Here is a 25,416-nt window from a genome sequence, read left to right as displayed (position 1 = left end):
CACAAATGACACAACCCATCGAAGACTACGCACTCATCGGCGACCTCATGACCAGTGGGCTGGTCGGCCGCGACGGGTCCATCGACTGGCTGTGCCTGCCGCGCTTCGACTCGGCGGCCTGCTTCGCCAAGCTCCTCGGCGACGAGGAGAACGGCCACTGGCGCATCGCGCCCCTCGACGCCCCCGACGGCGCGCAGTGCACCCGCCGGGCCTACGTCGAGGGGTCGCTGGTCCTGGAGACCTACTGGGAGACCGAGACCGGCACCGTCAAGGTCATCGACTTCATGCCCCAGCGGCAGGTCTTCCCCGACGTCATCCGCATCGTCGAGGGCGTCACCGGCCGGGTCAGGATGCGCAGCACCCTGCGCCTGCGGTTCGACTACGGCCACGTCGTCCCCTGGGTGCGCCGCGCCGACGGGGACCGGGTCGCCGTCGCGGGGCCCGACTCCGCCTGGTTCCGCAGCGACCCGCCCGTGCGCACCTGGGGCGAGGCGAACAGCACCTGCTCGCAGTTCCCGATCGCCGCGGGGGAGCGGGTGGCCTTCGTGCTCACCTGGCACCCCTCGCACGAGCCGCGCCCCGAGCCCATCGACCCGCACACGGCCCTGGAACAGGCCCTCGCCGACTGGTGGGACTGGACCCGGCAGTGCACTTACGAGGGCCCCTACCGGGAGGCCGTGACCCGCTCCCTGATCACCCTCAAGGCCCTCACCTACGCCCCGACCGGCGGCATCGTCGCCGCGGCCACCACCTCGCTCCCCGAGGAGATCGGCGGGGTCCGCAACTGGGACTACCGCTACTGCTGGCTCCGGGACGCCACCCTCACCCTCGGCTCGCTCCTCGCGACCGGTTTCCTCGACGAGGCCCGCGCCTGGCGGGGCTGGCTGCTGCGCGCGGTCGCCGGAGACCCCGCGGACCTCCAGATCATGTACGGGATCGCCGGCGAGCGGCGGATCCCCGAGTCGGGCCTGCCGTGGCTGCACGGCTACGCCTCCTCCGCCCCCGTACGCGTGGGCAACGCGGCCGTCGACCAGCTCCAGCTCGACGTGTACGGCGAGGTGATCGACTCGCTGCACCTGGCCCGGTCCGCCGGGCTCCCCGCCGAGGAGCACTCCTGGCGGATCCAGCTGGCCCTCCTGGACTTCCTGGAGCGCAACTGGCACCGGCCGGACGAAGGCCTGTGGGAAGTGCGCGGCCCGCGCCGCCACTTCGTGCACTCCAAGGTGATGGCCTGGGTGGCCGCGGACCGGGCCGTGCGGACCCTGGAGGGCGACCCCTCGATCCCGGGGGACGTGGAGCGCTGGCGCGACATGCGCGACGCGGTGCACCTCGACGTGTGCGAGAAGGGGTACGACGCGGAGCGCGGCACGTTCACCCAGTACTACGGCTCCCAGGAGCTCGACGCGGCGACCCTGCTCATCCCGCGCGTCGGCTTCCTGCCGCCCGACGACCCGCGCGTGATCGGCACGGTCGATGCGGTGCGCGAGGAGCTCGGCCGCAGTGGCCTGGTCCGCCGCTACAGCACCGAAGGCCCCACCGTCGACGGTCTGCCCGGCGACGAAGGGGCCTTCCTGGCCTGCTCGTTCTGGCTGGCTGACGCCCTGTACCTGACGGGCCGGCGCGACGAGGCCCGCACTCTCTTCGAGAGGCTGCTGACGGTGCGCAACGACGTGGGCCTGCTCGCCGAGGAGTACGACCCCGTCTCCGGGCGCCAGCTCGGCAACTTCCCCCAGGCCTTCAGCCACGTCGGCCTGGTCAACACCGCGCTGACCCTGGCCCTGGACGAGCCCGGCGGCCGCGACTCCGGCTGACCGCGGGCCTGCGGTCAGTGCCCGCGGTCCGCGCCCGCGGTCAGTGCCCGCGGTCCGCGCCCGCGGTCAGTGCCCGCGGTCCGCGCCCGCGGTCAGTGCTTGCGGTACTGGCGCGCGTCCTCGGCCGCGGCCAGGACCGCGTCCAGGTCGCCGCCGAGGGCCGAGGTCAGCGTGATGGCGACGGCGCCCTCGAGGAACGGCGCGTCCACGATGCGGGTTCCGGCCGGCAGCGGTGAGGGGTCCTCGGCGAGCAGCGACCGCAGGGTGAGCACGGCGCTGCCCATGTCGCACAGCACGGCCACGCCCTGGCCCTCGTCCACCAGGCGCGCCGCCGCGAGGACCAGCTCAGCGCTGGTGCCCACGCCGCCGTCCCGGGTGCCGCCGGCGACGGCGAGCGGGGCGGGGTCGACGGAGCCCAGCAGGGCCCCCGACAGCTCGGCCACGGCCGAGGCGACCTGCGCACTGTGCGAGACCAGGACCACGCCGACCCGCCCGGTACGGGTCTGCGCGCCGGACGAGGGCGCGGAGGCGGGCACGGACGCGGAGGAGGCCTCGGACGGGGCCTCGGGGTCCGCCGTGCCCGTCGAGTCCGTCGCGTCCGCGGAGCCCGCGCCGTCCACCGCCGTACGGAGGGCCTCCATCAGCAGCACCACCGAGTTGGCCCCGGCGTCCTGGTGGCCGACGCTGCGCTCCCCGAGGTAGCTGGCCCTGCCCTTGCGGGCCTGGAGCCCGGCCGTGGCATCGGCGCCGTCCCGCGCCGCCTCGCAGGCCATGTCCAGGGCCTCGCGCAGCGGCCGGCCCGCCTCGGCGGCCTCGGACAGCGCGGCCACCCCCGGTGCCAGGGCGTCCACGAGCGTGGCGTCGCCGATCTCGGCGCCGCCCAGCTTCTGTACGGACCGCAGCCCGGCCCCCAGGGCGGTGGCCAGCTCGATCCCGGTCGGCGCCTCGGTGCTGCCGAGCACCTTGCCGGTACGGCGCAGCGCGGTGCCGAACAGCGGGCCGGAGGCGCCGCCCACGGTGTTCGTCAGGGTGGTCCCGGCCAGGGTGAGCAGGGCCCCCGGAGTGGCCGGCCGGGCCTCGGCCACGGCTGCCCCGACGGCGCCGAAGCCCCGTACGAGATTGGCTCCGTGGTCCCCGTCGCCGATGACGGCGTCGAGTTCGGTCAGGCGCGCGCTGTCCCGGCGTACGAGACGGGCGGTCTCGTCGAGCCAGCGGCGGAAGCAGGCGGTGTCCAGGACAGGGGTGGTGGTCGTCATGGGTGACGGCTCCTCAAACAGGTGTGACGGAAGGTTCAGCAGCCCCAGCGCAGGGACGGGGTGTCGACCGGCGCGTCCCACAGCCGCAGCAGTTCGTCGTCGGCGCGGCACAGGGTGAAGGTGCAGCCGGCCATGTCCAGGCTCGTGACGTAGGACCCGACCAGCGACCGGGCGACGGTGATGCCGCGCTCGGCGAGCACCCGGCCGGCCTCGGCGCGCATCACGTACAGCTCGACGGGCGGGGTCCCGCCGAGCCCGTTGACCAGCAGGATGACCGGGGCGCCGGAGGCCTCCGGGAGGTCGTCGAGGATGGCGTCGAGCATCGCCTCGGCGGTCTCGGCGGCGGTCATCAGCCGGCGCCGCTCACGGCCGGGCTCGCCGTGGATGCCGATGCCGAGTTCGATCTCGTCGGGGCCGAGCTCGAAGTTGGGGCTGCCCTTGGCGGGGGTGGTGCAGGAGCTCAGGGCCACTCCGTAGCTGCGGGAGAGGGAGTTGACCTTGCGGGCGACCGCGACGACCTCGGCGAGGGACGCGCCCTCCTCCGCGAGGGCGCCCGCGATCTTCTCCACGAACAGGGTGGCGCCCGTGCCCCGCCGGCCCGGCCCGCCCTCCACCACGGTCACCGCGACGTCGTCGTCCACGACGACCTGCTCGACCTCGATGCCCTCGTCCTCGCAGTCCTCGGCCGCCATCGCGAAGTTGAGGATGTCCCCGGTGTAGTTCTTCACGATGTGCACGACGCCCGCGCCCGAGTCCACGGCGGCCGTCGCCCGAGCGATGTTGTCCGGGACCGGAGAGGTGAACACCGGACCGGCCACGGCGCCCGCCAGCATGCCCGGGCCGACGAAACCGGCGTGCAGCGGCTCGTGCCCGCTGCCGCCGCCGGACAGCAGCGCGACCTTCCCGGCCGCCGGGCCCGACGCCCGCGTGACGATGCCCGTCTCCGCCTCGACCGACAGCCCCGGGTGGGCGGCGGCCATGCCGTGCAGCGCGTCGCCGACGACACTCTCGGGGGAATTGATGAGCTTCTTCACGGGAGCCTCTTTTCTGGATTCCGAAACGTGCGCCCGAAAGCGGAAAACATGAATTCCGGCTCGGTATATGCGGCGTGCCGTTATCCGTCCGTATCCGTCCGTGACCGCTCCCGGCTCACTTACAGGCACGTTACCCCGTGTCGCACCTGCTGCGGGCGGGGCCTTTGGTCCCGTTCACGGGCGCGGAAAGGCCCCTCCCGTACGGGCTGTCCACATATTTACGGCCGTCCGCGAATCCGTGATAGGCATGAAATGCAGTTGCGGAAATGAATTCCCATCCTGGAGGTTTGGCCGTGAAGACCGTCGGTACGCGCATGATGATCAGCCCGCCGAAGTACGTGCAGGGTGCCGGGGCGATGCACGACCTGGGTGAGCACACCGCGCGCCTCGGCGAGAACGCCGTCGTCCTCGCCGACAAGAGCGTGTGGGGCTTCGTCGACACGGCGGTGACCGACTCGATGGCCTCGGCCGGGGTGAGACTGACGAAGGAGGTCTTCGGCGGGCTGTGCACGCAGAAGGAGATCGACCGGGTCGCCGCGGCGGCGAAGGCCGCCGGCGCGGACGTGATCGTCGGGATCGGCGGCGGCACCGCCATCGACACGGCCAAGGCGGTCGGTCACGCGCTGGGCGACATCGCCGTGGTCAGCGCCCCCACGGTCGCCTCCACCGACGCGCCGACCAGCGCGCTGGCCGTCATCTACACCGAGGACGGGGCCTTCGAGCGCTACTCGTTCTTCCAGCGCAATCCCAATCTCGTCCTCGTCGACACCGCGCTCGTCGCCGCCGCGCCGAGCCGCTTCATCGTCTCCGGCATGGGCGACGCGCTCGCCACCTGGTACGAGGCGCGCGTCTGCGTTGCCGCGAACCGGACCGCGATGGCCGGCGGGCTGGCCACCGAGGCCTCCCTCGCCCTCGCCAAGCTGTGCTGGGAGACCCTGATGGAGTACGGCCACCAGGCGCGGATCTCCGCCGAGCAGCACGTGGTCACCCCCGCCCTGGAGAAGGTCACCGAGGCCAACACCCTGCTGTCCGGGCTCGGTTTCGAGTCCTGCGGCCTGGCCGCCGCCCACGGCATCCACAACGGGCTGACCGTCTCGCACAAGGTGCACGGCATGATGCACGGCGAGAAGGTCAACATCGGCACCCTCGCCCAGCTCGTCCTGGAAGGCGCCCCCACCGGCGAACTGGACACCTACCTGAAGTTCAGCCGCGCCGTCGGACTGCCCACCACCCTCGCCGGGATCGGCCTGGTCGACCCGGCCCGCGAGGAACTCCTCGCCATCGGGCGCGCCGCGACCGCAGAGGGCGAGACCACCCACAACATGCCGTTCCCGGTGACCCCGGACATGGTCGCGGACGCGCTGCTCGCCGGTGACGCGTACGCCCGTGCCACCGCGGGCTGACCGTCCCGGCTCCGCCGTCTGACCGTCCCGGCCGCCGCGGCTCCGCCGGCCCGGGCCCCCCTTTCCCGGGCCGTCTACGCGGCTCCGCCCGTCCGGCACGCCAGCAGCAGGGCGATGTCGTCCGGCCGGTCGGCGGCGCTGCCCGCCTCGCTGATCAGCCGGTCGGCCGTCTCGGTCAGCGGGTCGGGGCGGGCCGCGGCCAGCGCCTTCCTCAGCCGCTCCACCCCGACGTCGATGTCGCAGTCCGGCTTCTCCACCAGCCCGTCCGTGTACAGGGCGAGCACCGAGCCCTTCGCCAGGCGCAGTCCGGTGACCGGGTACGTGGCCTCGGGGTCGATGCCGAGCACCACCCCGCCCGGCAGGTCCAGCACCTCGGTCCGGCCGTCGGGGTGGCGCAGCAGCGGCTGCGGATGACCGGCCCGGACGGCCTCGGCGGAGCCCGTCGCCGGGTCCAGCAGCACGTAGCAGCAGCTGGCGAACTGGCCGGGGTCCAGGTCGATCAGCAGCTGGTTGATGCCGCGCACCACCTGTTCCGGCGTATTGCCGGTCAGTGCGAAGGCCCGTACGGAACTGCGCAGTTGGCCCATGGTCGCGGCGGCGGCCACCCCGTGCCCCTGGACGTCCCCGATCACCAGCGCCAGGCGTCCGCCGCCGGTCTCGACCACGTCGTACCAGTCCCCGCCGACGTCCATGCCCTGGGTGCCGGGCAGGTAGCGGCCCACCGTGTCCACCTGCTCGTGCACCGGCAGCCGGTGCGGCAGCAGCCCGGACTGGAGGCCACGGGCGAGCGCCGCCTCGCTGTCGTAGCGCCGGGCCCGTTCCAGGGCCTGGGCGATGAGCCCGGCCAGGGCCGTGAGCACCGTACGCTCCTCCGGGCTGAAGCCGCGGGGCGCGTCGAAGCCGAGGATGCACGATCCGACGGGGCGGCCGGACGCGATCAGCGGCAGGAACGCGCGGGCGCCGACGTGGGCGTCCAGAGGGATCCCCGGATACGCGGCGGCCAGGTGCTCCATCGACTCGAAGAACAGCGGCCGGCCCGAGGTCAGGGTCTCCACGCCCGGCAGCCGCACGTCGAGCCCCACCCCGTCGAACCGGTCGAGGAAGCCCTGCGGGAAACCGGTCTCCCAGGCGAGGTGCAGGTGCCGCTCGTCCAGCAGGTAGATCGCCAGCTGGCGGCCGCCGAAGGCCGGCAGCAGCTCCTCGGTGACGACCGCCGACACCTGGCGGGCCGTGACCGCCTCGGTCAGCGCGATGGCCAGGGCCACCGGCCGGTAGAGCGCGGAGGCCCGGTCGGCGGGGGAGCCGAGGCCCCCTCCCGGGCGGGCCATCGAGGCGGGCGCGTAGGAGGGCTTCTCGGTGGCGCCGATGGTCACGGTCACCCCGTCGGTGCCGGGGTACAGGTCCACCGACATCCACTCGTCGGGCGCATGCCGGCCGCGCCGGGCCGGGAAGTGCACCGGCTCGGTGGACATGAAGACGGCCCGGAAGTGGTCCTCGTACGCCGGATGCCCGAGCCAGGGCAGCGCCTCCCACAGCACCTGTCCGCGCAGCTCCGGCCCGGCCGTGCCGAGCAGCTGCTCGGCGGCCGCGTTGACGAAGCCGATCCTGGCCTGCCGGTCGACCGACAGCAGCGCCTGCTCGAGGCGGTCCACGGCTTCCAGGGCGCCCCCGGCGGCGTCGGGCCGCTCGGTGTACAGCGGGTCGCCGTCCCAGACCACCGCGTCTCCGGCCGCCGCCAGCTCCGCCAGCTCCCCGGCCAGCCGGTCCGCCGCCCGGCGCAGCCGCTCGCGGTCGGCCGGCGCCACCGCGATCCCGGGGGTGGCCGCGCGCAGCACCATCAGCACGCCGAACCGCCCGGCACCGGAGGTCACCGGTTCGAACATCGAGGCGAAGGGGAAGGGCAGCCCGGCCATCAGCTGCGGGAAGCGCCGCATGGCCGCCTCCGCGTCGGGCAGGTGCACGGACTGCCCGGACCGGTAGGACTCGGCCACCGGATAGGGGCGGCTCAGGTTCATCCGCCACCAGGGCCGGAACAGGGGCCCCGGGAGCCCCATGAGCACGGCCATCCGCAGCTGCCCCGGCTGCTGCCCGGAGCGCAGGTACACCCCGCCCGCGTACCCGCCGACGGCCGTCACCGCCTCCACCGTGGCCCGGGCGAGCACCTGGGCCACGGCACCGGGGGCGGGGCCGCCACTGTCCGGTCTCGCCGTCACACGCCCAGGATGCGCCTTCCGGCGCGGTGGCCGCACCCCGGGGCGGCGGCCGGGCGGGGGCCGTCCCGGCCGAACGGCCGAGGGGGGAGCGGGACCGGCGGGCTGAAAGTCCCCTGCGATCAGGGACTTTGAGCGGCGGTCCGGGGCGCCGGGCCCTGCTTAGGCTGGCCTAAGCAGGGCCGGTCCTGACGTGCCGGACCTTGCCCGAACCCCCGACCCCCGAAGAAGGTGCGCTGGTGCCGTCGCTCAACGACAGCCGACCCGGGACGACCGTCCGCCTCACCGGGATAGCCCCCGCCCCGGGCCGGGCCGGCGGGAGCCGCAGACGCCTGCTGGAGTTCGGCTTCGTGCCCGGCGCCGACGTCACCGTCATCGCCCGCGGAGCGACCGGCGGCGTGCTCGTCGGCCTCGGAGCGACCCGGGTCGCGCTCGACGCGGGTACGGCCGGCCGGCTGAAGTGCGGCCGATGAGCTGCCACGATGCCGGGACGGCCACGGCCGTCATCGACAGCGGTACCCCGCTCGTGGCCCTAGCGGGGAACCCGAATGTCGGCAAGTCGACCCTCTTCAACGCCCTCACCGGCGCCCGCCAGCGCGTCGGCAACTGGCCCGGCAAGACCGTGGCCGTGGCCCAGGGCGCATGGCGGACGCCCGGCGGGAACCGGCTGCGCCTCGCCGACCTGCCCGGCTCCTACAGCCTGCTGCCCGACTCCCCGGACGAGGCGCTCGTCCGCGACGTGCTCACGGCCCCGCCGCAGGCCCGCCCCGACCTGGTCGTCTTCGCGCTCGACGCGGCCAACCCGGCCCGCAACCTCTACCTGCTCTCGCAGATCCTCGACACCGGGATTCCGGTCGTGGTCGCGCTGACCATGACCGATGTCGCCGCCCGCCGCGGCACGGCCCCCGACCCCGGCGCGCTGGCCCGCGAACTCGGGCTGCCCGTCGTACCGGTGGAGGGCCGCGAGCGGAGCGGGCTCGACCTGCTCGCCGACGCCGTGACGGACGCGCTGAAGGCCCCGGCGTCCCCGGCGGCCCGCTGGTCGGCCGGATCGCCGGTCGAGCCCGAACTCGAGGCGCTCGTACGGGCTTCCGCGCGGGCCCCGCACCCCTACCCGGAGCGCTGGCTGGCCGTGAGCCTGCTGTGCGGGGAACGGCCCGCCGACGCGCCCGCCGACCTGGTGTCCCGGGCCCGGGCCGGCGCCGCCCGGCTGGAGCACGCGGCCGACGGCCCCGCACCCGGCACGGACCCGGCCCCCGGCTCCGCCCCCGGCCGCGACTGCGCCGGCCCCATCGAGGCAGCCGACGCCGAACTCCTCGTCGCCGAAGCCCGCTACGGCTGGGCGCACGCCGTCATCGAGCGCGCCGCGCCCCGGCCCGCGCACGCCCGGCCCACCCTCACCGACCGCGTGGACCGGCTGCTGCTGTCCCGCTCCTTCGGCATACCGTTCTTCCTCGCCGTCATGTGGGGCGTCTTCCAGGCCACCACCACCCTCGCCAAACCGTTGCAGGACGGTCTGGGCGACTTCGTCTCCGGGCCGGTCAGCGGTGGCGCGCAGGCACTCCTGGACGCCGTGCACGCCCCGGGATGGCTGACCGGGCTGCTGGTCGACGGCCTGATCAACGGGGTGGGCCAACTGCTCACCTTCGTACCGCTGATGGCCATCATGTTCGCGCTGCTGGCCCTCCTGGAGGACTCCGGGTACTTCGCCCGCGCCGCCTTCGTCGCCGACCGCCTCATGCGCACGCTGCGGCTGCCCGGCCGGGCCTTCCTCCCGCTGGTCGTGGGCTTCGGCTGCAACGTTCCGGCCTTCGCCAGCACCCGGATCCTCAGCCGCCGCTCGCACCGGCTGCTGGTCGGCCTGCTGATCCCCTACACGAGCTGCACCGCCCGCCTCGCCGTCTACGTCATGATCGCCGGGGTCTTCTTCGGCTCGCACTCGGGCACCGTGGTCTTCTTCCTGTACGTCGCCTCCGTGCTGCTGGTCGTCGGCATGGGGCTGCTCCTGCGCCCGCTGCTCTTCCCCCACATGCGGGAGGAGCCGCTCGTCCTGGAGCTGCCGCCGTACCGGCTGCCCACCCTCCGCGTCACCGGCAGCCAGGTCCGGCAGAAGCTCGGCGCCTTCCTGCGCACGGCCGGCGGCATCATCGTGGCCACGGCGGCGGGCGTCTGGCTGCTGATGGCCGTCCCCGCGGGCGCCGCCGCGGGCGGGGGGTTCGGGAACGTGGCCGTGGAGCAGAGCGTCTTCGGCCGGGTCACCGAGGCCGTCGCGCCGGTCATGGCACCGGCCGGATTCGGCGACTGGCACGCCACCGCCGCCCTCGGTACCGGCCTGATCGCGAAGGAGGGAGTGGTCTCCACCCTCGCCCAGACCTACTCGGCCGAGGAGGACGGCGGCCCGCGGCTCACCGCGAGCCTGCACGCCACCTTCGAGGAGTCCTCCGGCGGGCACCCTGAGGCCGCCGCCCTGGCCTTCCTGGTCTTCGTCCTCGCCTACACCCCGTGCATGGCCACCGTGGCCGCGCAGCGCGCCGAGATCGGCACCCGGCTCACGCTCATCGGGCTCGGGCTCCAGCTGGCCGCCGCCTGGCTCCTCGCCACCGGGGTCTTCCAGATCGCGCGGCTGCTGTGGTGAGCGGCGTACGAGGACCGGGGGCGGGGCCCGGCATGCTGCGCAGGCTGCTGCGGGAGGTCGAGGAGGCGGCTCCGGGCGAAGGGCTGCCCCGGATCGCCGCCCGGCTGGGCATCAGCCCGGCCGAGGCCGCCGAGCTCGCCCGCTACTGGGTCCGCAAGGGCCGCCTGAAGCGCGAGGAGATCGGCGCTCCGCAATGCGCCGGGTGCTTCTTCGCCACCGCCGGCTGCGCCTCCGCCTGCACGGACCCACCCGGCGGGCCCGTCCGCCCCGGCCCGTCCGGCCCGCCCCGCCCGGTGCTGGTCGCGCTGAGCCCCGTACGCGGCGAGGGCGGCGCGGACCGGGACCGGCGTCCGCGATAGGCCGACCGCTTCCCTCGTCCGGGGGACGCACGGGTGTACGGCCGCGCGCCGGGCGCGCCGCGGGGCACGATACGCACGCGTCCCACCCCCCCCCCCCCCCCCCCCCCGCCCGGCAGGCCACCGGAAGGCAGAGCATGCGGTTCCAGTACGACACCCTCGGCGAGCGGTACGCCGAGTCCAGGACCACGGCGGCCTTCTCGGCGGCCGACACCTACACCCTCCACGGGGCCCTCGACGCCCTCGGCGGGGTGCGCGGGCTCGACGCCCTCGACCTCGCCTGCGGCTACGGCTACAACACCCGTCTGCTGGCCCGCGGCGGCGCCCGGCGGACCGTCGGCGTGGACGCCTCGGAGGAGATGATCAAGCTGGCCCGCGAGCACCACGCGGAGCAGGACGGGCCGGCCGGCGGGAGCGTCGAATACCACGTCGCCGATGCCGCGGGCCTCCCCGCCCTCGGGCCGTTCGACCTCGCCACCGCCGTCTACCCCTTCAACCACACGCCCGACCGGGTCTCGCTGCACGCGATGTTCCGCTCGGTCCGCGCCAGCCTGCGCGCGGGCGGACGGCTGCTCGCCATCGTGCCCAACGCCGGGGCGTTCCCGCGCGTCGACTGGTCCCCGTACGGGGTCCGCATCCTCGACCGGGTCCTGGCCGGCGACGCGCCCCTGCTGAAGGCGCACTTCCTCACCGAACCGCCGGTGGCCTTCGAGTTCCACGAGTGGGCCCACTCCGAACTCGCCGAAGCGGCCGTCGAGGCGGGGTTCAGCACCATCGGATGGCAGCCGAACCGGACCCCGCCCGCCGATCCGGAACACGACGACGCGTACTGGACGGCCTACCGCGCCTGGCCGATCAGCTCCCTGATGACCTGCGTGGCGTAGGGCCCGTCCGTGGCGCGGGGCCCGTCCCGCGGACCGGGCCCCGGCCGGAGCCTCACACCTCCGCGGCCGCCGCCCGGACCAGCTCGACGATCCGGTCGCGGGCCGCCCGGCCCTCCGGCAGCGGCAGCAGCGGGTACACGTGCGGCAGCCCCGCCTCCTCGTGGAACTCCACCTCCACCCCGGCCGCGCGGGCCCGGCGCACCAGCTCCCGGCTGTCCGTGGTCAGCACGTCCCGGGTCCCGGTGAACACCGTCAGCGGCGCCAGCCCTTCGAAGGACCCGCGCAGCGGGCTCACCCGGGGGTCGTCGGCGGCCAGGGTCCCGGCGTACAGCCGCCCGGCCTCGCGCAGCCCCGGACGGGCCAGCATCGGATCGTCCGCCTCGATGCCCGCCTGGTCCGGATGGCTCATGGTCACGTCCAGCCACGGCGAGACCAGCACGATCCGGGAGGGCTGCGCCCCGGTCCGGTCGCGCAGCCGCTGGGCGGCGGCCAGGGCCAGCCCGGCCCCGGCGGAGTCCCCGAGGAGCACGGTCCCGCCCGAGCCCCCGCTCGCTATCAGGCCGCTGAGCAGGTCGGCGGCGACCGGGACGGTACGGTCGGCGGTGCCGCGCGGGGCGAGGATGTACGCGGGTACGACGACCCGCGCCCGCGCCTGCGTGACCAGCGTCCGGATCATCGTCCAGTGCGGGCGGACGAGTTCGTTGATGTAGCTGCCGCCGTGCACGTACAGCACCCGGGCCGCGGGCTCGATCCCCCGCGGGGAGACCTCGTACACCGGCCAGGCCCCGACGAAGGTCCGCGAGATCTCCGCGACCCGCCCCAGCGAGCGCGGCGGCAGATGGGAAGCGGGCCGTCGGGCGGACTCCGCCACCCGGGTCCGCACCGCTTCGACGCTCGCGAACCGTCTTCGCCGTCCCGTCGCGATCAGCGCCGCCGACAGCGCCCTGCTGCGCAGACTCGGCACGCCCCTCACCTCCCCTTTTCCCCGGACCACCCCCGGCCCCGGGACCCTACCCCGTCATCGGAGGAGCATAGGCGTGAAGCTGGGCTGTCGACCCGCTTAAGAAAGTCTCGATGGACTGATCACCGGGCATCTCGGCAGATTGGTGAGCGTCACCGATGCCGTCCGCGCCCCCGCGCCGTGCGGCGCCCCCTTCCGCATGCCTGGAGCCACCCCCATGAAGGCACTCGTCAAGCACAAGGCCGAACCCGGACTGTGGCTCATGGACGTCCCCGAGCCCGAGTACGGCCCCGGCGACGTGCTGATCAAGGTGCTGCGCACCGGCATCTGCGGAACCGACCTGCACATCCGGGCCTGGGACGGCTGGGCGCAGGGCGCGGTGAAGACCCCGCTGGTCCTCGGTCACGAGTTCGTCGGCGAGGTCGCCGCCCTCGGCGCTGACGTCCGCGACATCGAGATCGGCGCGCTGGTCAGCGGCGAGGGCCACCTGGTGTGCGGCAAGTGCCGCAACTGCCTGGCCGGGCGCCGCCACCTGTGCCGCAGCACGATCGGCCTCGGGGTCGGCCGCGACGGTGCCTTCGCCGAGTACGTGGTGCTGCCGGCGCAGAACGTGTGGGTGCACCGGACAGCGGTGGACCTGGACGTCGCGGCGATCTTCGACCCATTCGGCAACGCCGTGCACACCGCGCTGTCCTTCCCGCTCGTCGGCGAGGACGTGCTGATCACCGGCGCCGGCCCGATCGGCATCATGGCGGCGGCCGTGGCCCGGCACGCCGGTGCGCGCAACGTGGTGATCACCGACGTCAGCCCCGAGCGGCTGGAGATCGCCCGCAAGGCGGGTGCCACGCTCGCGGTGAACGTAGCCGAGTCCTCCATCGCCGACGCGCAGGCGCAGCTGGGCCTGCGCGAGGGCTTCGACATCGGCCTGGAGATGTCCGGCCGCGGCGAGGCCATGCGCGACATGATCGACAACATGACGCACGGCGGCCGGATCGCCATGCTGGGCCTGCCCGCGCAGGAGTTCCCGGTCGACTGGGCCAAGGTGGTCACCTCGATGATCACCATCAAGGGCATCTACGGCCGCGAGATGTTCGAGACCTGGTACGCGATGACGGTGCTGCTGGAGGGCGGGCTCGACCTGAGCCCGGTCATCACCGGCCGCTACTCGCACCGCGACTTCGACGCCGCCTTCGACGAGGCCTCGACCGCCCGCAGCGGCAAGATCATCCTGGACTGGACCGCGTAGCACCGGCCGGGCGGCAGCCCGCCTCCGCGCGCCGCGCACCGAAAGACCATCTCCCCCCGGCCGGGCCCCGCACACCCTCCCCCCTCCGCGGGGCCCGGCCCCCCTCCCGCCCGTCGCCCTCCGCCGCACAAGGAGAACCGCACCATGTTCGAGTCCGTCCGCGAGGACCTGCGCACCACCCTCGACGAGATCCGCGCCGCCGGCCTGCACAAGCCCGAGCGCGTCATCGGCACCCCGCAGAACGCGGCCGTCGCCGTCACCGCGGGCGGGGCTCCCGGCGAGGTCCTCAACTTCTGCGCCAACAACTACCTGGGGCTGGCCGACCACCCCGAGGTGGTCGCCGCGGCGAAGGACGCCCTCGACCGCTGGGGCTACGGCATGGCCTCGGTCCGCTTCATCTGCGGCACGCAGGAGGTGCACAAGGAGCTGGAGGCGCGGCTGTCGGCGTTCCTCGGCCAGGAGGACACCATCCTCTACTCCTCCTGCTTCGACGCCAACGGCGGTGTCTTCGAGACCCTGCTCGGCGCCGAGGACGCGGTCATCTCCGACGCCCTCAACCACGCCTCGATCATCGACGGCATCCGCCTGTCCAAGGCCCGCCGTTTCCGCTACGCCAACCGCGACATGGCCGAGCTGGAGACGCGCCTGAAGGAGGCCACCGAGGGCGGTGCCCGCCGCAAGCTCATCGTCACCGACGGCGTCTTCTCCATGGACGGCTACGTCGCCCCCCTCCAGGAGATCTGCGACCTCGCCGACCGCTACGACGCCATGGTCATGGTCGACGACTCGCACGCCGTCGGCTTCGTCGGCCCCGGCGGCCGCGGCACCCCGGAGCTGCACGGGGTCATGGACCGCGTCGACATCATCACCGGCACCCTCGGCAAGGCCCTGGGCGGCGCCTCCGGCGGCTACGTCGCGGCGCGCACCGAGATCGTCGAGCTGCTGCGCCAGCGCTCGCGCCCGTACCTCTTCTCCAACTCCCTCGCCCCGGTCATCGCGGCGGCCTCCCTCAAGGTCCTCGACCTGCTGGAGTCGGCCGGCGACCTGCGCGAGCAGCTCGCCGCCAACACCGCGCTCTTCCGCACGAAGATGACCGAGGCCGGTTTCGAGATCCTGCCCGGCGACCACGCCATCGCCCCCGTGATGATCGGCGACGCGGCCGAGGCGGCCCGGATGGCCGAGCTGCTGCTGGAGCGCGGCGTCTACGTGATCGGCTTCTCCTACCCGGTCGTGCCGATGGGCGCGGCCCGCATCCGCGTGCAGCTCTCGGCGGCCCACTCGACGGCCGACGTGGAGCGCGCGGTCGCCGCGTTCGCCGATGCCCGTGCGGCGCTGGTGGCCGACGGGGCCTGAGACAATGGTGGGGTGATCGACCCCCGCCGGCTGCGCATCCTGCGGGCCGTGGCGGACCACCGTACGGTGACCGCCGCGGCCGCAGCCCTGTACCTCACCCCGTCCGCCGTCTCCCAGCAGCTCGCGGCTCTGGAACAGGAGACGGGCCACGCCCTGCTCACCCGCAGCGGCCGGGGCGTACGGCTCACCGCGGCCGGTGAGATCCTGCTCGGCCACGCCCACGAGGTGCTGGCCCAGCTGGAGCGGGCGGAGGCCGAACTCGCGGCGTACGCGGGCGGCTCGGCGGGCGAGGTGACCGTGGCCGCCTTCGCGACCGGCATCGCGGAGGTACTGGCCCCGGCCATCGCCCGGCTGGCGCTGGAGCACCCCGGGATCCGGCTGCGGGTGCGGGACGCGGAGGGCGACCAGAGCCTGCCGCTGCTGCTGGACGGCGAGGCGGACGTGGCCCTGGCGGTCGAGTACCGGGGCGGGCCCGGGGCGGACGACGCCCGGCTGTCCGTCCTGCCGCTGTACGCGGAGCCCTTCGACGCCGTGCTGCCCTCGGGGCATCCGCTGGCCGATCTGCCCGCCGTGGCCCTCGCGGACCTGTCCGACGCGGACTGGGTGGGCCAGTACCCCGGCAACCCCTGCCACGACGTGACGTTGCTGGCGTGCGAACTGGCCGGCTTCCAGCCCCGGTTCGTCCACTGCTCCGACGACTTCCGCGCGGTGACCGCGCTGGTGGGCGCGGGGGCCGGGGTGGCCCTCGTACCGCGTTCGGCGCTGCGCGGCATGGACCTCAAGGAGGTCCAGGTCCGCCCGGTCTCCGGCCCCGCCGCCACCCGCCGGGTCTTCGCGGCCACCCGCCGCGGCGGCGAGGTGCACCCGCTCATCGCCCCGGTCCTGGCCGCCCTGGTCCGGGAGTCGGAGCGGCTGCCCGCGCACTGACCCGGCCGCGGTCCGGTCACACCCTCACCACCTCGACCCCCGCCGCCTCGAACTCCCGGGCGACCTCGGCCGTCAGGCCCGTGTCCGTCACCAGGACGTGCACCGACGAGGTCGGGCAGATCCGGGCGAAGGCGCGTACGCCCAGCTTGCTGGAGTCCGCCGCGATCACCACCCGGCGGGCCCGCTCGCAGAGCAGCCGGTTGACCGACGCCTCGTCCTCGTGGCGGGTCGCCGCGCCGTCGGCCGGGTCGAAGCCGTCCACGCCCAGTACCGCGGTGTCCACCGCGAGCTGCCCGAGCACCTGCTCGGCCAGCGGGCCCGTCAGCTCGTAGGACTGCGGGCGCGCCACCCCGCCCGTCAGCACGATCTTGAACTGCGGCCGGATCACCAGCTCGCCCGCGATGTTGAGGGCGTTGGTCACCACGGTGAGCGCGGGGGAGCCCTGCGCCAGGTCCGGCCGGGCGGCCAGGGCCCGGGCGATCTCGGTGGTCGTGGTGCCGCCCGTCAGGCCGATCACCTCGCCCGGGGTGATCAGCGCGGCGACCGCCTCGCTGATCCGGCGCTTCTCGGCCGCGCGGCGCGAGGTGCGGTAGCGCAGGGGCAGTTCGTACGAGACGCCGTGCAGCACGGCCCCGCCGCGCGTACGGACCAGCAGCTGCTGTTCGGCGAGCTGGTCGAGGTCGCGGCGGATCGTCGCGGCGGACACGCCGAGCGCCTCGGCGGCCGGCTCCACCTCCACCTCGCCCCGCTCCACCAGCAGGTCCAGCAGTGCCTGCCAGCGCTCCTTGCGGGTCATCGGCCGCCCCCTTCGGTGTGCTCCATCGGCCTACCCGCCGAGATTAACTCAGGAGATCACCTCGCAGATGCTTGAAGTTGCGCGAAAATGCCCGCTACCTTGCAGGAAAACGCATTCAGTCCCGTCTGCCGCACCAGGGAGCCTGTATGAGCCACGTCGCGCACGAGTTGGGCACACAGCCCGAATGCTGGGAACGGGCCGCCGAACTGGCCCCGGCCAGGCGGTCGGTGCTGCCGCAGCCGGGGGAGCGTACCGCGATCGTCGGGTGCGGGACCTCGTACTACATGGCCCAGGCCGCCGCCGTGTCGCGCGAGGAGGCCGGCCAGGGCGAGACCGACGCCTTCCCGGCCTCGGAGTTCCCGCGCCACCGCCGCTACGACCGGGTCGTCGCCCTCACCCGGTCCGGGACCACCACCGAGGTGCTGGACCTGCTGGCCGGCCTGCGCGACGCGGGCGTGCCCACGACCGCCGTCATCGGGGATCCCGCGACCCCGGTGATGACCCTCGCCGACGACCTCGTCGTCCTCGACTTCGCCGACGAGCGGTCCGTCGTGCAGACCCGGTTCGCCACCACCGCGCTGACCCTGCTCCGCGCCCACGCCGGACTGCACTCCGCGCGGGTGGTCGCCGACGCCCGCACCGCGCTCGCCGAGCCGCTCCCCGCAGAGCTGGAGAGCCGCGGGCAGTTCACCTTCCTCGGCCGCGGCTGGAGCGTCGGCCTCGCGAACGAGGCCGCGCTGAAGATGCGCGAGGCCTCGCTGTCCTGGGCCGAGTCCTACCCGGCGATGGAGTACCGGCACGGACCCATCAGCGTCTCCGGGCCCGGCACCGTCACCTGGTCGCTCGACGAGGCCCCCGACGGGCTCGCCGAGCAGGTGCGCGCCACCGGCGCCCAGTGGGTGGCGGGCCGCCTCGACCCGCTCGCCGAGCTGGTCCGCGTGCACCGCCTCGCCCTCGCCGTCGCCGCCCACCAGCAACTGGACCCGGACGCACCGCGCCACCTCACGCGCTCGGTGATCCTCACCACCGGAGAGGAGGCGGTCCGATGAGCCTCGTCCCCGCCGGCACGCTCGTCCGCGAGGCGGTGGCCGCGGGCCGCGCCGTCGCCGCCTTCAACATCATCACCCTGGAGCACGCCGAAGCGGTCGTCGCGGGAGCCGAGGCGGCCGGGCTCCCGGTCATCCTCCAGCTCAGCGAGAACGCCGTGAAGTTCCGCGGCGGTCGGCTGCTGCCCATCTCCCGCGCGGCCGCCGCCTGCGCCGAGGCCGCCGGGGTGCCCGTCGGCCTGCACCTCGACCACGTCAAGAGCTCCGACCTGCTGCGCCAGGCCTGCGACGCGGGGTACGGCTCGGTGATGTACGACGCCGCGCACCTGCCGTACGCCGAGAACCTGGAGGCCACCCGCTCCGCCGCTGACTGGGCGCACGCCAACGGGCTGTGGATCGAGGCCGAGCTGGGCGAGGTGGGCGGCAAGAACGGCGCCGCCCCGCTGGACCCGCACGCGCCGGGCGCCCGTACCGACCCCGACGAGGCGCGCCGGTTCGTGGCCGACTCCGGGGTCGACGCGCTGGCCGTCGCCATCGGCAGCACCCACGCGATGACCAGCCGGACCGCCTCCCTGGACCACGCGCTGCTGGCCCGGCTCGCCAAGACGGTGGACGTGCCGCTGGTCCTGCACGGTTCCTCGGGGCTGCCGGACGCGGAGCTCGCGGCGGCCGTCGCCGGCGGCATCCGCAAGGTCAACATCGGCACCGCCCTGAACGTGGCCATGACCGGGGCGATCCGCACCCACCTCACCCCGGCGGACCCCCGGCCCTACCTGGCGGCGGCCCGTACGGCGATGGCGGAGACGGCCACGGCCATGATCAACGTCCTGAACTGACGGGCGCGCGGCCTCCCCTGCCGCGCCGTCCCGCACCCCCGCACCCCCGCGCCCCCGCACCCTGGCACCCGCCGCACCCCGACCCCGCTCGAGCCCGCCGCCGGATCCCCGTCCCATAATCGCGGGCATGACGAACCGACGCAGCAGAGCCGAGGTCTTCCCCGCACCCGGGCCGGACCGCCGCTTCACCGGACCGGCGACCGGGGACGAACGGCGGGTGCTGGCCGCCTTCCTGGCGGACCAGCGAGCGACCCTCGAGCTGAAGTGCTCGGGTGTGGAGGAGGAGTTGTCCCGCCGGTCCGTGGAGCCGTCCACGCTCTCCCTGCTCGGCCTGGTGCGCCACCTGGCCGACGTCGAACGCCGCTGGTTCAGGGCCGTGCTGGCGGGACAGGAGGCCAAGCCCCTGTTCTCGTCGGAAGCGGACCCCGACGGGGGCTTCGACGGGGCGGCCCGCGGACCCGCGGCCGTCGACGAGGCCTGGCGGGCCTGGCGGGCCGAAGTGGCGTTCGCGGACCGCTTCGTGGCCGAGGCGCCCGACCTCGACGTGGAGGGCGACGACGCGTGGCGCGGGAGGGTCTCCCTGCGCTGGGTCCTCGTCCACATGGTCGAGGAGTACGCGCGGCACAACGGCCACGCCGACCTGCTGCGCGAGCGGATCGACGGGGCCCTCGGCATCTGAACGCGCCCGCAGGCACGTCCGGCCCTCCCGCGCCCCTTCCGAATTTCTGGAACTGGTTCTAATCTGACCGCCGCCACACAGCGACCGGCTGGACCGCGAGACACCCGGAGGGGCCGTGCACCTCGAATACACGCCTGAGCAGCAGCAGTTGCGCACCGAGCTGCGCGCCTACTTCGCCGATCTGGTGCCCGAGGACGTCTACGCCCGCTACGAGGACCCGGCCGCCCAGAAGCGCTTCTACCGGGAGACCATCCGCCGGCTCGGGGCCGACGGATGGCTCGGGGTCGGCTGGCCGAAGGAGTACGGCGGCCGCGGGATGTCGCCGATGGACCAGTTCATCTTCTTCGACGAGGCGGCGCAGGCCGTCGTACCGCTGCCCCTGATGGCGCTCAACACCGTCGGGCCGACCATCATGCAGTTCGGCACCGACGAGCAGAAGGCGTACTTCCTGCCGAAGATCCTCGCCGGCGAGATCGACTTCGCCATCGGCTACAGCGAGCCGGACGCCGGCACCGACCTCGCCGCGCTCAAGTGCAAGGCGGTCCGCGAGGGCGACGAGGAGACCGGCACCTACGTGGTGAACGGGCAGAAGATCTGGACCACCAACGGCGACACCGCCGACTGGGTCTGGCTCGCGGTGCGCACCGACCCGCAGGCCCCCGCCCACAAGGGCATCACCATGCTCCTGGTGCCGACCGCCGACCCCGGCTACTCCTGCACCCTCATCAACACGCTCGCCTCGCACGACACCACCGCCAGCTACTACGAGGACATCCGCGTCCCCGCCGCCCGCCGGGTCGGCCAGGAGAACAAGGGCTGGCGCCTGATCACCAACCAGCTCAACCACGAGCGCGTCACCCTCGCCGCCCACGGCACCATGGCCATCCGTGCCCTGCACGACGTCCAGCGCTGGGCCGCCGACACCAAGCTCGCCGACGGCCGCCGGGTCATCGACCTGTCCTGGGTCCGCGGCCGCCTGGCCCGCACCCACGCCCGGCTCGACGCGATGAAACTGCTCAACTGGCAGATGGTGAACGCCGTCCAGTCCGGCACCCTCACCCCCCAGGACGCCTCCGCGGTCAAGGTCTACGGCTCCGAGGCCCGCCGCGACGCCTACGCCTGGCTGATGGAGGTCGTCGGCGCGGCCGGGTCCCTCAAGGACGGCTCCGCCGGTGCGGTCCTGCACGGCGAACTCGAACGCGGCTACCGCAGCGCCGTCATCTTCACCTTCGGCGGCGGCAACAACGAGATCCAGCGCGAGATCATCTCCTGGATCGGCCTCGGCATGCCACGCGTCCGCCGCTGACGGGCTGTGACTCACAACGATAGTTGGCACATAACAGCCGTTGTTGTCACCGGACGTGCGTGCGAACGCTCGGTGGGCTCAGATACCCCCAGTCCGCCCTTGCTGGCATCCCTTCTCGGCTGCCATCCGCGCGAAACTCGGGTGGTCAGTTCAGTGGCGGGGACGCCTCCTGTCTGCTTTCTTGGTAGGTCCTGCGTTGTACGTGCGTGGAGGCCACCTTGGGCGATACCCGCAGAACCCGACCCGCCACCCGTAAGTCCACGCTCCACCGGTTGAGGGCCGAAGGGCATGCCGTGGAGCTGAGCGAGTTCGTGCGTGACAGGTACCTTGACGGCGCCGACTATGAGGTCCGGAACTTCACCCGTGAAGGCATCGAGGGACTGCTGGTGACGGGAGGAGTCCCTCGCGAGCGCGCTGACTGGTGCGACACCGTCGAGTCCATCACCGGCCTCAACGTCAACGAAAGGAATCGCGCTGCAGCCGGCCTAGTCATCATGCGTACGGCCCGTGGGGTCTACGCGCTGAGTTACGGAGTAGGGCACCACATGCTGGACCCCTACTACCGCGACGATGAGTTCGGGCTGGAATTCGCAACCCGCTGCCTCGACGACGCCGGAGTCATCAAGGTCCGCAATCAGATCATGGACGGCCGGGGCAGGGTCGACGAGTACTCGGTCTCGCGCGGCGAACGCATCGACGATTTCGGACTGGACCGCTTTGGTGCTGTCGTCCGCCGCATATGCGGCACCGTAAGCGGGCTGGCGCTGACGTCATTGGAATCGGGCCGGATACGTCGAGTGCGGGTCGAATGCTCCCAGGCCACCATAAAACTCCCTCTGGCCACCAGCCTGGAAGAGTTCCTCAGCGACCTACGGACGATCGAAGACGTCTGCGCAAGACCCGATCCGCTACCTCAGCTGCGATTCGTCAGCAGGGTCCATACCCTCAACAACGGCAGCCGCAAGGCTGTCGAAGCCCAGAAAATCCTTGAGGGCCTCCTCGCAGACCCGGGCAGTCCCCGCCTGACCACCGGAGTTCCCGACGCCTGTCAGGAAAGCCACAGCTCGGCCCAGGCGTTCCGCATCCGACGCGGAGCCCGAGTGATCGAAACCAACGAACTCGAATTGAGCCAGCTGCTGGCCTTCGTGAAGGACAAGCCGCACGGCGAGCGACTGAAGGCGCTCGCCGACGTCCGGGTGACCATGTTCAGCGACGACGACTGCCAAACCCCTGCCGGCGTCGCCACCAATGGCAAGGAGTGGCTGATCGCTGACATACAGGCCAACCCCGACCGGCTGTTCTACGGCAACGGAAAATGGTTTGAGGTGGGAGCTGGCTTCATCGAAACCCTCGAAGAGGAGCTCACCAGCCTCTTCGAGGCCCCGCGGACCGTCACGCTGCCCAGCTGGACGAGGGGACCGCTCAACTCAGACGGTCAAGATTCCCACGATGAAGACTGGTTCAACCACCGGGCAGCGGAGCAGGACGGGTACCTCCTCTTCGACAAGAAGAATGTCCGCACCAGCAAATTCAAGGGCGGGGGGTTGGAGATCTGCGACGTCTTGGGCCCTGACAGTCAGCTGATCTGCGTCAAGAAGGCCACTTCGAGTACCGCCCCCCTCAACCACCTCTTCGCCCAAGGGGTGGTCGCCGTGGAGACCTTGCGGAGTGATGCGGAGGTGCGAGCCAAGTTCCTCAAGCAGGTAGCCGCCCACAGCCCAAACCACCGCCTCATCCAAGACTTCGGTACGCTCCGCGTGGTCTTCGGCATCCTGCTGAAGGACGGCGAGGATATCGCCGTCGACTCTCTCTTCGCCTTCGCTCAAGTCTCGCTGCTACAAGCGGTGCGGAGGCTGCGCGCCATGAACGCGGACGTCGAGGTCATCGCCATCCGGCGCTGACCGCAGGGCCTGGTCGTCGCTGCGCTCCTCGTCGGTACGGGCCTCTGCGCGGCATCGTCCCAGCACGGCTCCGCGGTCGGACTTCACGCCTCGGCCGGTGCATCCAGTCGGCAGTGGACGTCGACGATGCCCTCGACGGACCGGGCGAGGCGTTCGGCCAAGGGGATCAGGCTGCCGTCGCGGACCTCGCCGGTCAGGGTGGCGATCCCTTGGAACACGGTGACCTTGACCGCCTCGTGGGAGAGGGGGAAGAGGCGGTCGACGACCGTTCGGCGGATCTCGGTGGTGAGGTCTTCATCGGTGCGGAGGAAGACCTTCAGGAGGTCGGCGCGGCTGACGATGCCCTTGAGGGTGCCGTCGCCGTCGACGACCGGGAGGCGCTTGATGTGCCGGTCGGCCATGAGGTGGGCGGCCTGAGGGAGCGTGGCGTCGGGGCGGATCGTGACGGCCGGGGTGGTCATCATGTTCTCGGCCCGGGTGGAGCCCGCCTTGGCGGTGTCGCCCAGCCGGCGCATCTGCTCGATCAGGCCCGGGCGGTGCTCGTGGAACTCCTCCTTGGGGAGGAGATCGGCCTCGGAGACCACACCGACCACGTGTCCCTCGCCCTCGATGACGGGGAGGGCGGTGACCTTCCACCGTTCCATCGCGGTGGCGATGTCCTTGAAGCCGGTCGATGGGGTGACGGCGATGACCTTGGTGGTCATGACGTCGGCGACGGTGTACGGGGTGGAGGTCATGGCGGGGTCCTCAGCGTGCGTAGGCGAGCGGGGTGCCGCTGCCGTGAGGGGCGAACAGGTCGAGGAGCCGGGTGCGGGCGGAGTCGAGCCGGTCGGCGATGACGGCGGCCACGGTGATGGAGACGGACCGGCCGACGGCGGAGTCCTCGTTGCACAGCTCGCGTACGGCCGCGGCGTCGAATTCCAGGGCGCGTACCTCGTGGGAGGCGGTGGCGCCGAGGTGCCAGCTGTAGGGAGGGAACATCCAAGACCAGCCGAGGAGCTCGCCGTAGCCGAGAGTGTCGACGACCACGTTCTTGGGGCCGGGGACGTGGGTGTCGAGGTCCACGGTGCCGCACTGGATGATCCAGAACTTCTCGGCCCGCCGACGTTCGTTGAAGATGCGCGTGCCGGCCGGGAAGGTCACCTGGTGGGAGTGGGCGAGCAGGGCCTCGCGGGCTTCGGGTGCCATCGCTTCGAGGATGGTGTGCATGGTGCTCATGGAGTGCCTCCAACCCTTCGCATCCACCCTGCTCGGTGGGCCGCCGTGCCCGGGAGGGCCGCGCGGTGCACACCGAGGGACCGCCCGGCCCACCTCAGCGGACCAGGACGGCCTCCCCGGACTTGGGTACGACGGCCGTCCATCCCAGCTCGTCGTCGATCCGGTCCCGCAGGGTTTCGGCGGCGCTCTCCTCGCCGTGGACCAGGTAGGTGGTGTGCGGGGCCGGAGCGGCCCGCAGCCAGTCGATGATCTGGTCGGCGTCGGCGTGTGCGGAGAAGTGCGGGACGTCGGCGACCTCGGCGCGTACGGGGACGTACTCGCCGAACATCTTGAGTGTGCGGGCGCCGTCCACGAGGTCGCGGGAGCGGGTACCGGCGGCGGCAAAGCCGACGATGACCACGGCGTTGCGGGGGTCGGGCAGGATCCGGTGGAGGTGGTGCAGGACGCGGCCGCCGGTGGCCATGCCGGCGGACGAGACGATGATCGCCGGTCCGGTGGCGTTGTTGATGTCGATGGACTCCTGGACGGTCCGGGCGGCCAGGAAGGGCTCCGGGCTGATCGCCGCCTCGCCTTGGGCGAGGATCTCGGGGCGCAGCTCGGGGGAGTGGGCCCGTACGGCGTCGCGGTAGACGTCGAGGGCGGCGAGGGCCATGGGGCTGTCGACGTAGACGGGTACGTGGCGGGGCAGGGTGCCGTCGCTGCGCAGGGTGGCCAGCTCGTGCAGGACGACCTCGGTGCGGTCGATCGCGAAGGCCGGGATGACCACGGTTCCGCCACGGGACAGCGTCCGGGTGATCACCGAGGCGAATTCCCGGCGGGCGCTCTCGTGGTCGTGGTGGCGGTTGCCGTACGTCGACTCCATCAGCAGGACGTCGGCGCCGGAGAACGGCTCGGGCGGCAGGAGGAGCGGGTGGCCGGGGCGGCCGAGGTCGCCGCTGACGGCGAGGGTGTGGCCGTCTTCCAAAGTCAGGTGGGCCCAGGCGGAGCCGAGGATGTGACCGCCGTGGTGCAGCATCAGCTTCGTGCCGGCCATGATCTCGATCTCGCTGCCCACCGGTACCGGGTCGAAGTACTTGATCGTGTGCTCGACGTCGTCATCGTCGTAGAGCGGCTTGGCGGGGCGGTGCTTGGACCAGCCGTGCTGGTTGGCGTGCTCGGCGGCTTCCATTTGGAGGCGGGCGCTGTCGCGGAGCACGATCTCGGCGAGCCGGGCGGTGTGGGCGCTGGTCAGGATCGGGCCGCGGAAGCCGTGCCGGACCAGTCGAGGCAGGTAGCCGCAGTGGTCCAGGTGGGCGTGGGTCACGACGACGGCGTGGATGTCGGAGGCATCGCAGGGCATCTTGTCCCAGTTGCGGCGGCGCAGGTCCGCGACACCCTGGAATAGTCCGCAGTCGACGAGGATCCGGGCGTGGTCGCTCTCGACCAGGAACTTGCTGCCGGTGACCGTCCGCACGCCGCCGAGGAACCTCAGCAGGGCCGGGCGGGCGGAAGCAGGGGATGGGGCTGACTGGGACATGGCAGCAGCCCTCCTTTCGGAACGGATACCGGTCTCCACCGT

At 72.9% G+C, this 25,416-nt stretch carries 22 protein-coding genes and 1 pseudogene; 14 read left to right on the top strand and 9 right to left on the bottom strand.

Going from position 1 to position 25,416, the window contains the following annotated elements; all coding sequences use genetic code 11:
- Positions 1 to 5 precede the first annotated feature (5 nt).
- Positions 6 to 1,811, top strand: coding sequence for a glycoside hydrolase family 15 protein (locus ACTVZO_RS04795; RefSeq protein WP_443297152.1), 1,806 nt, complete (start codon positions 6 to 8; stop codon positions 1,809 to 1,811).
- Positions 1,812 to 1,903: 92 nt separating this feature from the next.
- On the opposite strand, the gene ACTVZO_RS04790 is transcribed toward ACTVZO_RS04795, so the two are convergent.
- The 3 genes and pseudogenes from ACTVZO_RS04790 to dhaK form a co-directional block, all read right to left on the bottom strand.
- Complete coding sequence (locus ACTVZO_RS04790; protein ID WP_443303047.1) at positions 1,904 to 2,293, bottom strand: PTS-dependent dihydroxyacetone kinase phosphotransferase subunit DhaM; 390 nt, start codon at positions 2,291 to 2,293, stop codon at positions 1,904 to 1,906.
- A 117-nt stretch (positions 2,294 to 2,410) separates the two neighbouring features.
- Positions 2,411 to 3,067 (bottom strand): annotated as a pseudogene (gene dhaL, locus ACTVZO_RS04785) (dihydroxyacetone kinase subunit DhaL); the annotation flags it as partial.
- A gap of 35 nt (positions 3,068 to 3,102) precedes the next feature.
- Entirely contained in the window at positions 3,103 to 4,101 is a 999-nt protein-coding gene (dhaK, locus tag ACTVZO_RS04780; protein WP_443297151.1) for a dihydroxyacetone kinase subunit DhaK, read from the bottom strand.
- Between the two features lie 293 nt (positions 4,102 to 4,394).
- Here dhaK and ACTVZO_RS04775 point away from each other — a divergent pair, with 293 nt between their 5' ends.
- Positions 4,395 to 5,504, top strand: a complete 1,110-nt coding sequence (locus ACTVZO_RS04775) for a glycerol dehydrogenase (protein WP_443297150.1) — start codon at positions 4,395 to 4,397, stop codon at positions 5,502 to 5,504.
- Between the two features lie 74 nt (positions 5,505 to 5,578).
- Here ACTVZO_RS04775 and ACTVZO_RS04770 read toward each other — a convergent pair whose 3' ends face one another.
- Positions 5,579 to 7,639 (bottom strand): SpoIIE family protein phosphatase, encoded by a 2,061-nt coding sequence (locus ACTVZO_RS04770; protein WP_443303046.1) that lies wholly within the window; start codon positions 7,637 to 7,639, stop codon positions 5,579 to 5,581.
- 314 nt (positions 7,640 to 7,953) lie between these two features.
- Here ACTVZO_RS04770 and ACTVZO_RS04765 point away from each other — a divergent pair, with 314 nt between their 5' ends.
- From ACTVZO_RS04765 to ACTVZO_RS04750, 4 genes are all read left to right on the top strand, one after another.
- Positions 7,954 to 8,187 (top strand): FeoA family protein, encoded by a 234-nt coding sequence (locus ACTVZO_RS04765; protein WP_443297149.1) that lies wholly within the window; start codon positions 7,954 to 7,956, stop codon positions 8,185 to 8,187.
- On the top strand, positions 8,184 to 10,349 hold the full coding sequence (feoB, locus tag ACTVZO_RS04760) for a ferrous iron transporter B (protein WP_443297148.1): 2,166 nt from the start codon (positions 8,184 to 8,186) through the stop codon (positions 10,347 to 10,349). The genes ACTVZO_RS04765 and feoB overlap by 4 nt, the downstream gene beginning before the upstream one ends.
- Before the next feature lie 32 nt (positions 10,350 to 10,381).
- Complete coding sequence (locus ACTVZO_RS04755) at positions 10,382 to 10,708, top strand: hypothetical protein (protein ID WP_443297147.1); 327 nt, start codon at positions 10,382 to 10,384, stop codon at positions 10,706 to 10,708.
- A gap of 134 nt (positions 10,709 to 10,842) precedes the next feature.
- Complete coding sequence (locus tag ACTVZO_RS04750; RefSeq protein ID WP_443297146.1) at positions 10,843 to 11,589, top strand: class I SAM-dependent methyltransferase; 747 nt, start codon at positions 10,843 to 10,845, stop codon at positions 11,587 to 11,589.
- 52 nt (positions 11,590 to 11,641) lie between these two features.
- Here ACTVZO_RS04750 and ACTVZO_RS04745 read toward each other — a convergent pair whose 3' ends face one another.
- The gene (locus ACTVZO_RS04745) at positions 11,642 to 12,553 is read right to left on the bottom strand and encodes an alpha/beta hydrolase fold domain-containing protein (RefSeq protein WP_443297145.1); all 912 of its coding nucleotides are present in this window, start codon (positions 12,551 to 12,553) and stop codon (positions 11,642 to 11,644) included.
- 214 nt (positions 12,554 to 12,767) lie between these two features.
- On the opposite strand from ACTVZO_RS04745, the gene tdh reads away from it, so the two are divergent.
- The 3 genes from tdh to ACTVZO_RS04730 all read left to right on the top strand — a co-directional run bounded on the left by tdh (position 12,768) and on the right by ACTVZO_RS04730 (position 16,076).
- The gene (tdh, locus tag ACTVZO_RS04740) at positions 12,768 to 13,796 is read left to right on the top strand and encodes an L-threonine 3-dehydrogenase (protein WP_443297144.1); all 1,029 of its coding nucleotides are present in this window, start codon (positions 12,768 to 12,770) and stop codon (positions 13,794 to 13,796) included.
- Positions 13,797 to 13,940: 144 nt separating this feature from the next.
- Complete coding sequence (locus ACTVZO_RS04735; RefSeq protein WP_443297143.1) at positions 13,941 to 15,149, top strand: glycine C-acetyltransferase; 1,209 nt, start codon at positions 13,941 to 13,943, stop codon at positions 15,147 to 15,149.
- 12 nt (positions 15,150 to 15,161) lie between these two features.
- Positions 15,162 to 16,076: a LysR substrate-binding domain-containing protein gene (locus ACTVZO_RS04730; RefSeq protein WP_443297142.1), complete on the top strand. Its 915-nt coding sequence runs from the start codon at positions 15,162 to 15,164 to the stop codon at positions 16,074 to 16,076.
- A gap of 16 nt (positions 16,077 to 16,092) precedes the next feature.
- Here ACTVZO_RS04730 and ACTVZO_RS04725 read toward each other — a convergent pair whose 3' ends face one another.
- Positions 16,093 to 16,872: a DeoR/GlpR family DNA-binding transcription regulator gene (locus ACTVZO_RS04725; protein WP_443297141.1), complete on the bottom strand. Its 780-nt coding sequence runs from the start codon at positions 16,870 to 16,872 to the stop codon at positions 16,093 to 16,095.
- A 146-nt stretch (positions 16,873 to 17,018) separates the two neighbouring features.
- Between ACTVZO_RS04725 and ACTVZO_RS04720 the strand changes: the two genes are divergently transcribed.
- From ACTVZO_RS04720 to ACTVZO_RS04700, 5 genes are all read left to right on the top strand, one after another.
- Positions 17,019 to 17,921: an SIS domain-containing protein gene (locus ACTVZO_RS04720; RefSeq protein ID WP_443297140.1), complete on the top strand. Its 903-nt coding sequence runs from the start codon at positions 17,019 to 17,021 to the stop codon at positions 17,919 to 17,921.
- Positions 17,918 to 18,754 carry a class II fructose-bisphosphate aldolase gene (locus ACTVZO_RS04715; protein ID WP_443297139.1) on the top strand — a complete coding sequence of 279 codons (837 nt, stop codon included), beginning with the start codon at positions 17,918 to 17,920 and terminating at the stop codon, positions 18,752 to 18,754. The genes ACTVZO_RS04720 and ACTVZO_RS04715 overlap by 4 nt, the downstream gene beginning before the upstream one ends.
- A 127-nt stretch (positions 18,755 to 18,881) precedes the next feature.
- Complete coding sequence (locus tag ACTVZO_RS04710; protein ID WP_443297138.1) at positions 18,882 to 19,433, top strand: DinB family protein; 552 nt, start codon at positions 18,882 to 18,884, stop codon at positions 19,431 to 19,433.
- Between the two features lie 115 nt (positions 19,434 to 19,548).
- Positions 19,549 to 20,739 carry an acyl-CoA dehydrogenase family protein gene (locus ACTVZO_RS04705; RefSeq protein ID WP_443297137.1) on the top strand — a complete coding sequence of 397 codons (1,191 nt, stop codon included), beginning with the start codon at positions 19,549 to 19,551 and terminating at the stop codon, positions 20,737 to 20,739.
- 293 nt (positions 20,740 to 21,032) lie between these two features.
- The gene (locus ACTVZO_RS04700; RefSeq protein WP_443297136.1) at positions 21,033 to 22,640 is read left to right on the top strand and encodes a DUF6119 family protein; all 1,608 of its coding nucleotides are present in this window, start codon (positions 21,033 to 21,035) and stop codon (positions 22,638 to 22,640) included.
- Between the two features lie 83 nt (positions 22,641 to 22,723).
- Here ACTVZO_RS04700 and ACTVZO_RS04695 read toward each other — a convergent pair whose 3' ends face one another.
- The 3 genes from ACTVZO_RS04695 to ACTVZO_RS04685 all read right to left on the bottom strand — a co-directional run bounded on the left by ACTVZO_RS04695 (position 22,724) and on the right by ACTVZO_RS04685 (position 25,374).
- A complete protein-coding gene (locus ACTVZO_RS04695) occupies positions 22,724 to 23,377 on the bottom strand; it encodes a CBS domain-containing protein (RefSeq protein ID WP_443297135.1) in 654 nt (217 codons plus the stop codon).
- A 10-nt stretch (positions 23,378 to 23,387) separates the two neighbouring features.
- On the bottom strand, positions 23,388 to 23,858 hold the full coding sequence (locus ACTVZO_RS04690; protein WP_443297134.1) for a cyclic nucleotide-binding domain-containing protein: 471 nt from the start codon (positions 23,856 to 23,858) through the stop codon (positions 23,388 to 23,390).
- A 94-nt stretch (positions 23,859 to 23,952) separates the two neighbouring features.
- Positions 23,953 to 25,374 (bottom strand): MBL fold metallo-hydrolase RNA specificity domain-containing protein, encoded by a 1,422-nt coding sequence (locus tag ACTVZO_RS04685; protein ID WP_443297133.1) that lies wholly within the window; start codon positions 25,372 to 25,374, stop codon positions 23,953 to 23,955.
- Positions 25,375 to 25,416: the final 42 nt, after the last annotated feature.

Source organism: Streptomyces sp. IBSNAI002, assembly GCF_052244475.1.
Taxonomy (GTDB): Bacteria; Actinomycetota; Actinomycetes; order Streptomycetales; family Streptomycetaceae; genus Streptomyces.
The sequence above is the reverse complement of the archived record's forward strand: the minus strand, read 5'-3'. Positions and strand labels throughout refer to the sequence as shown.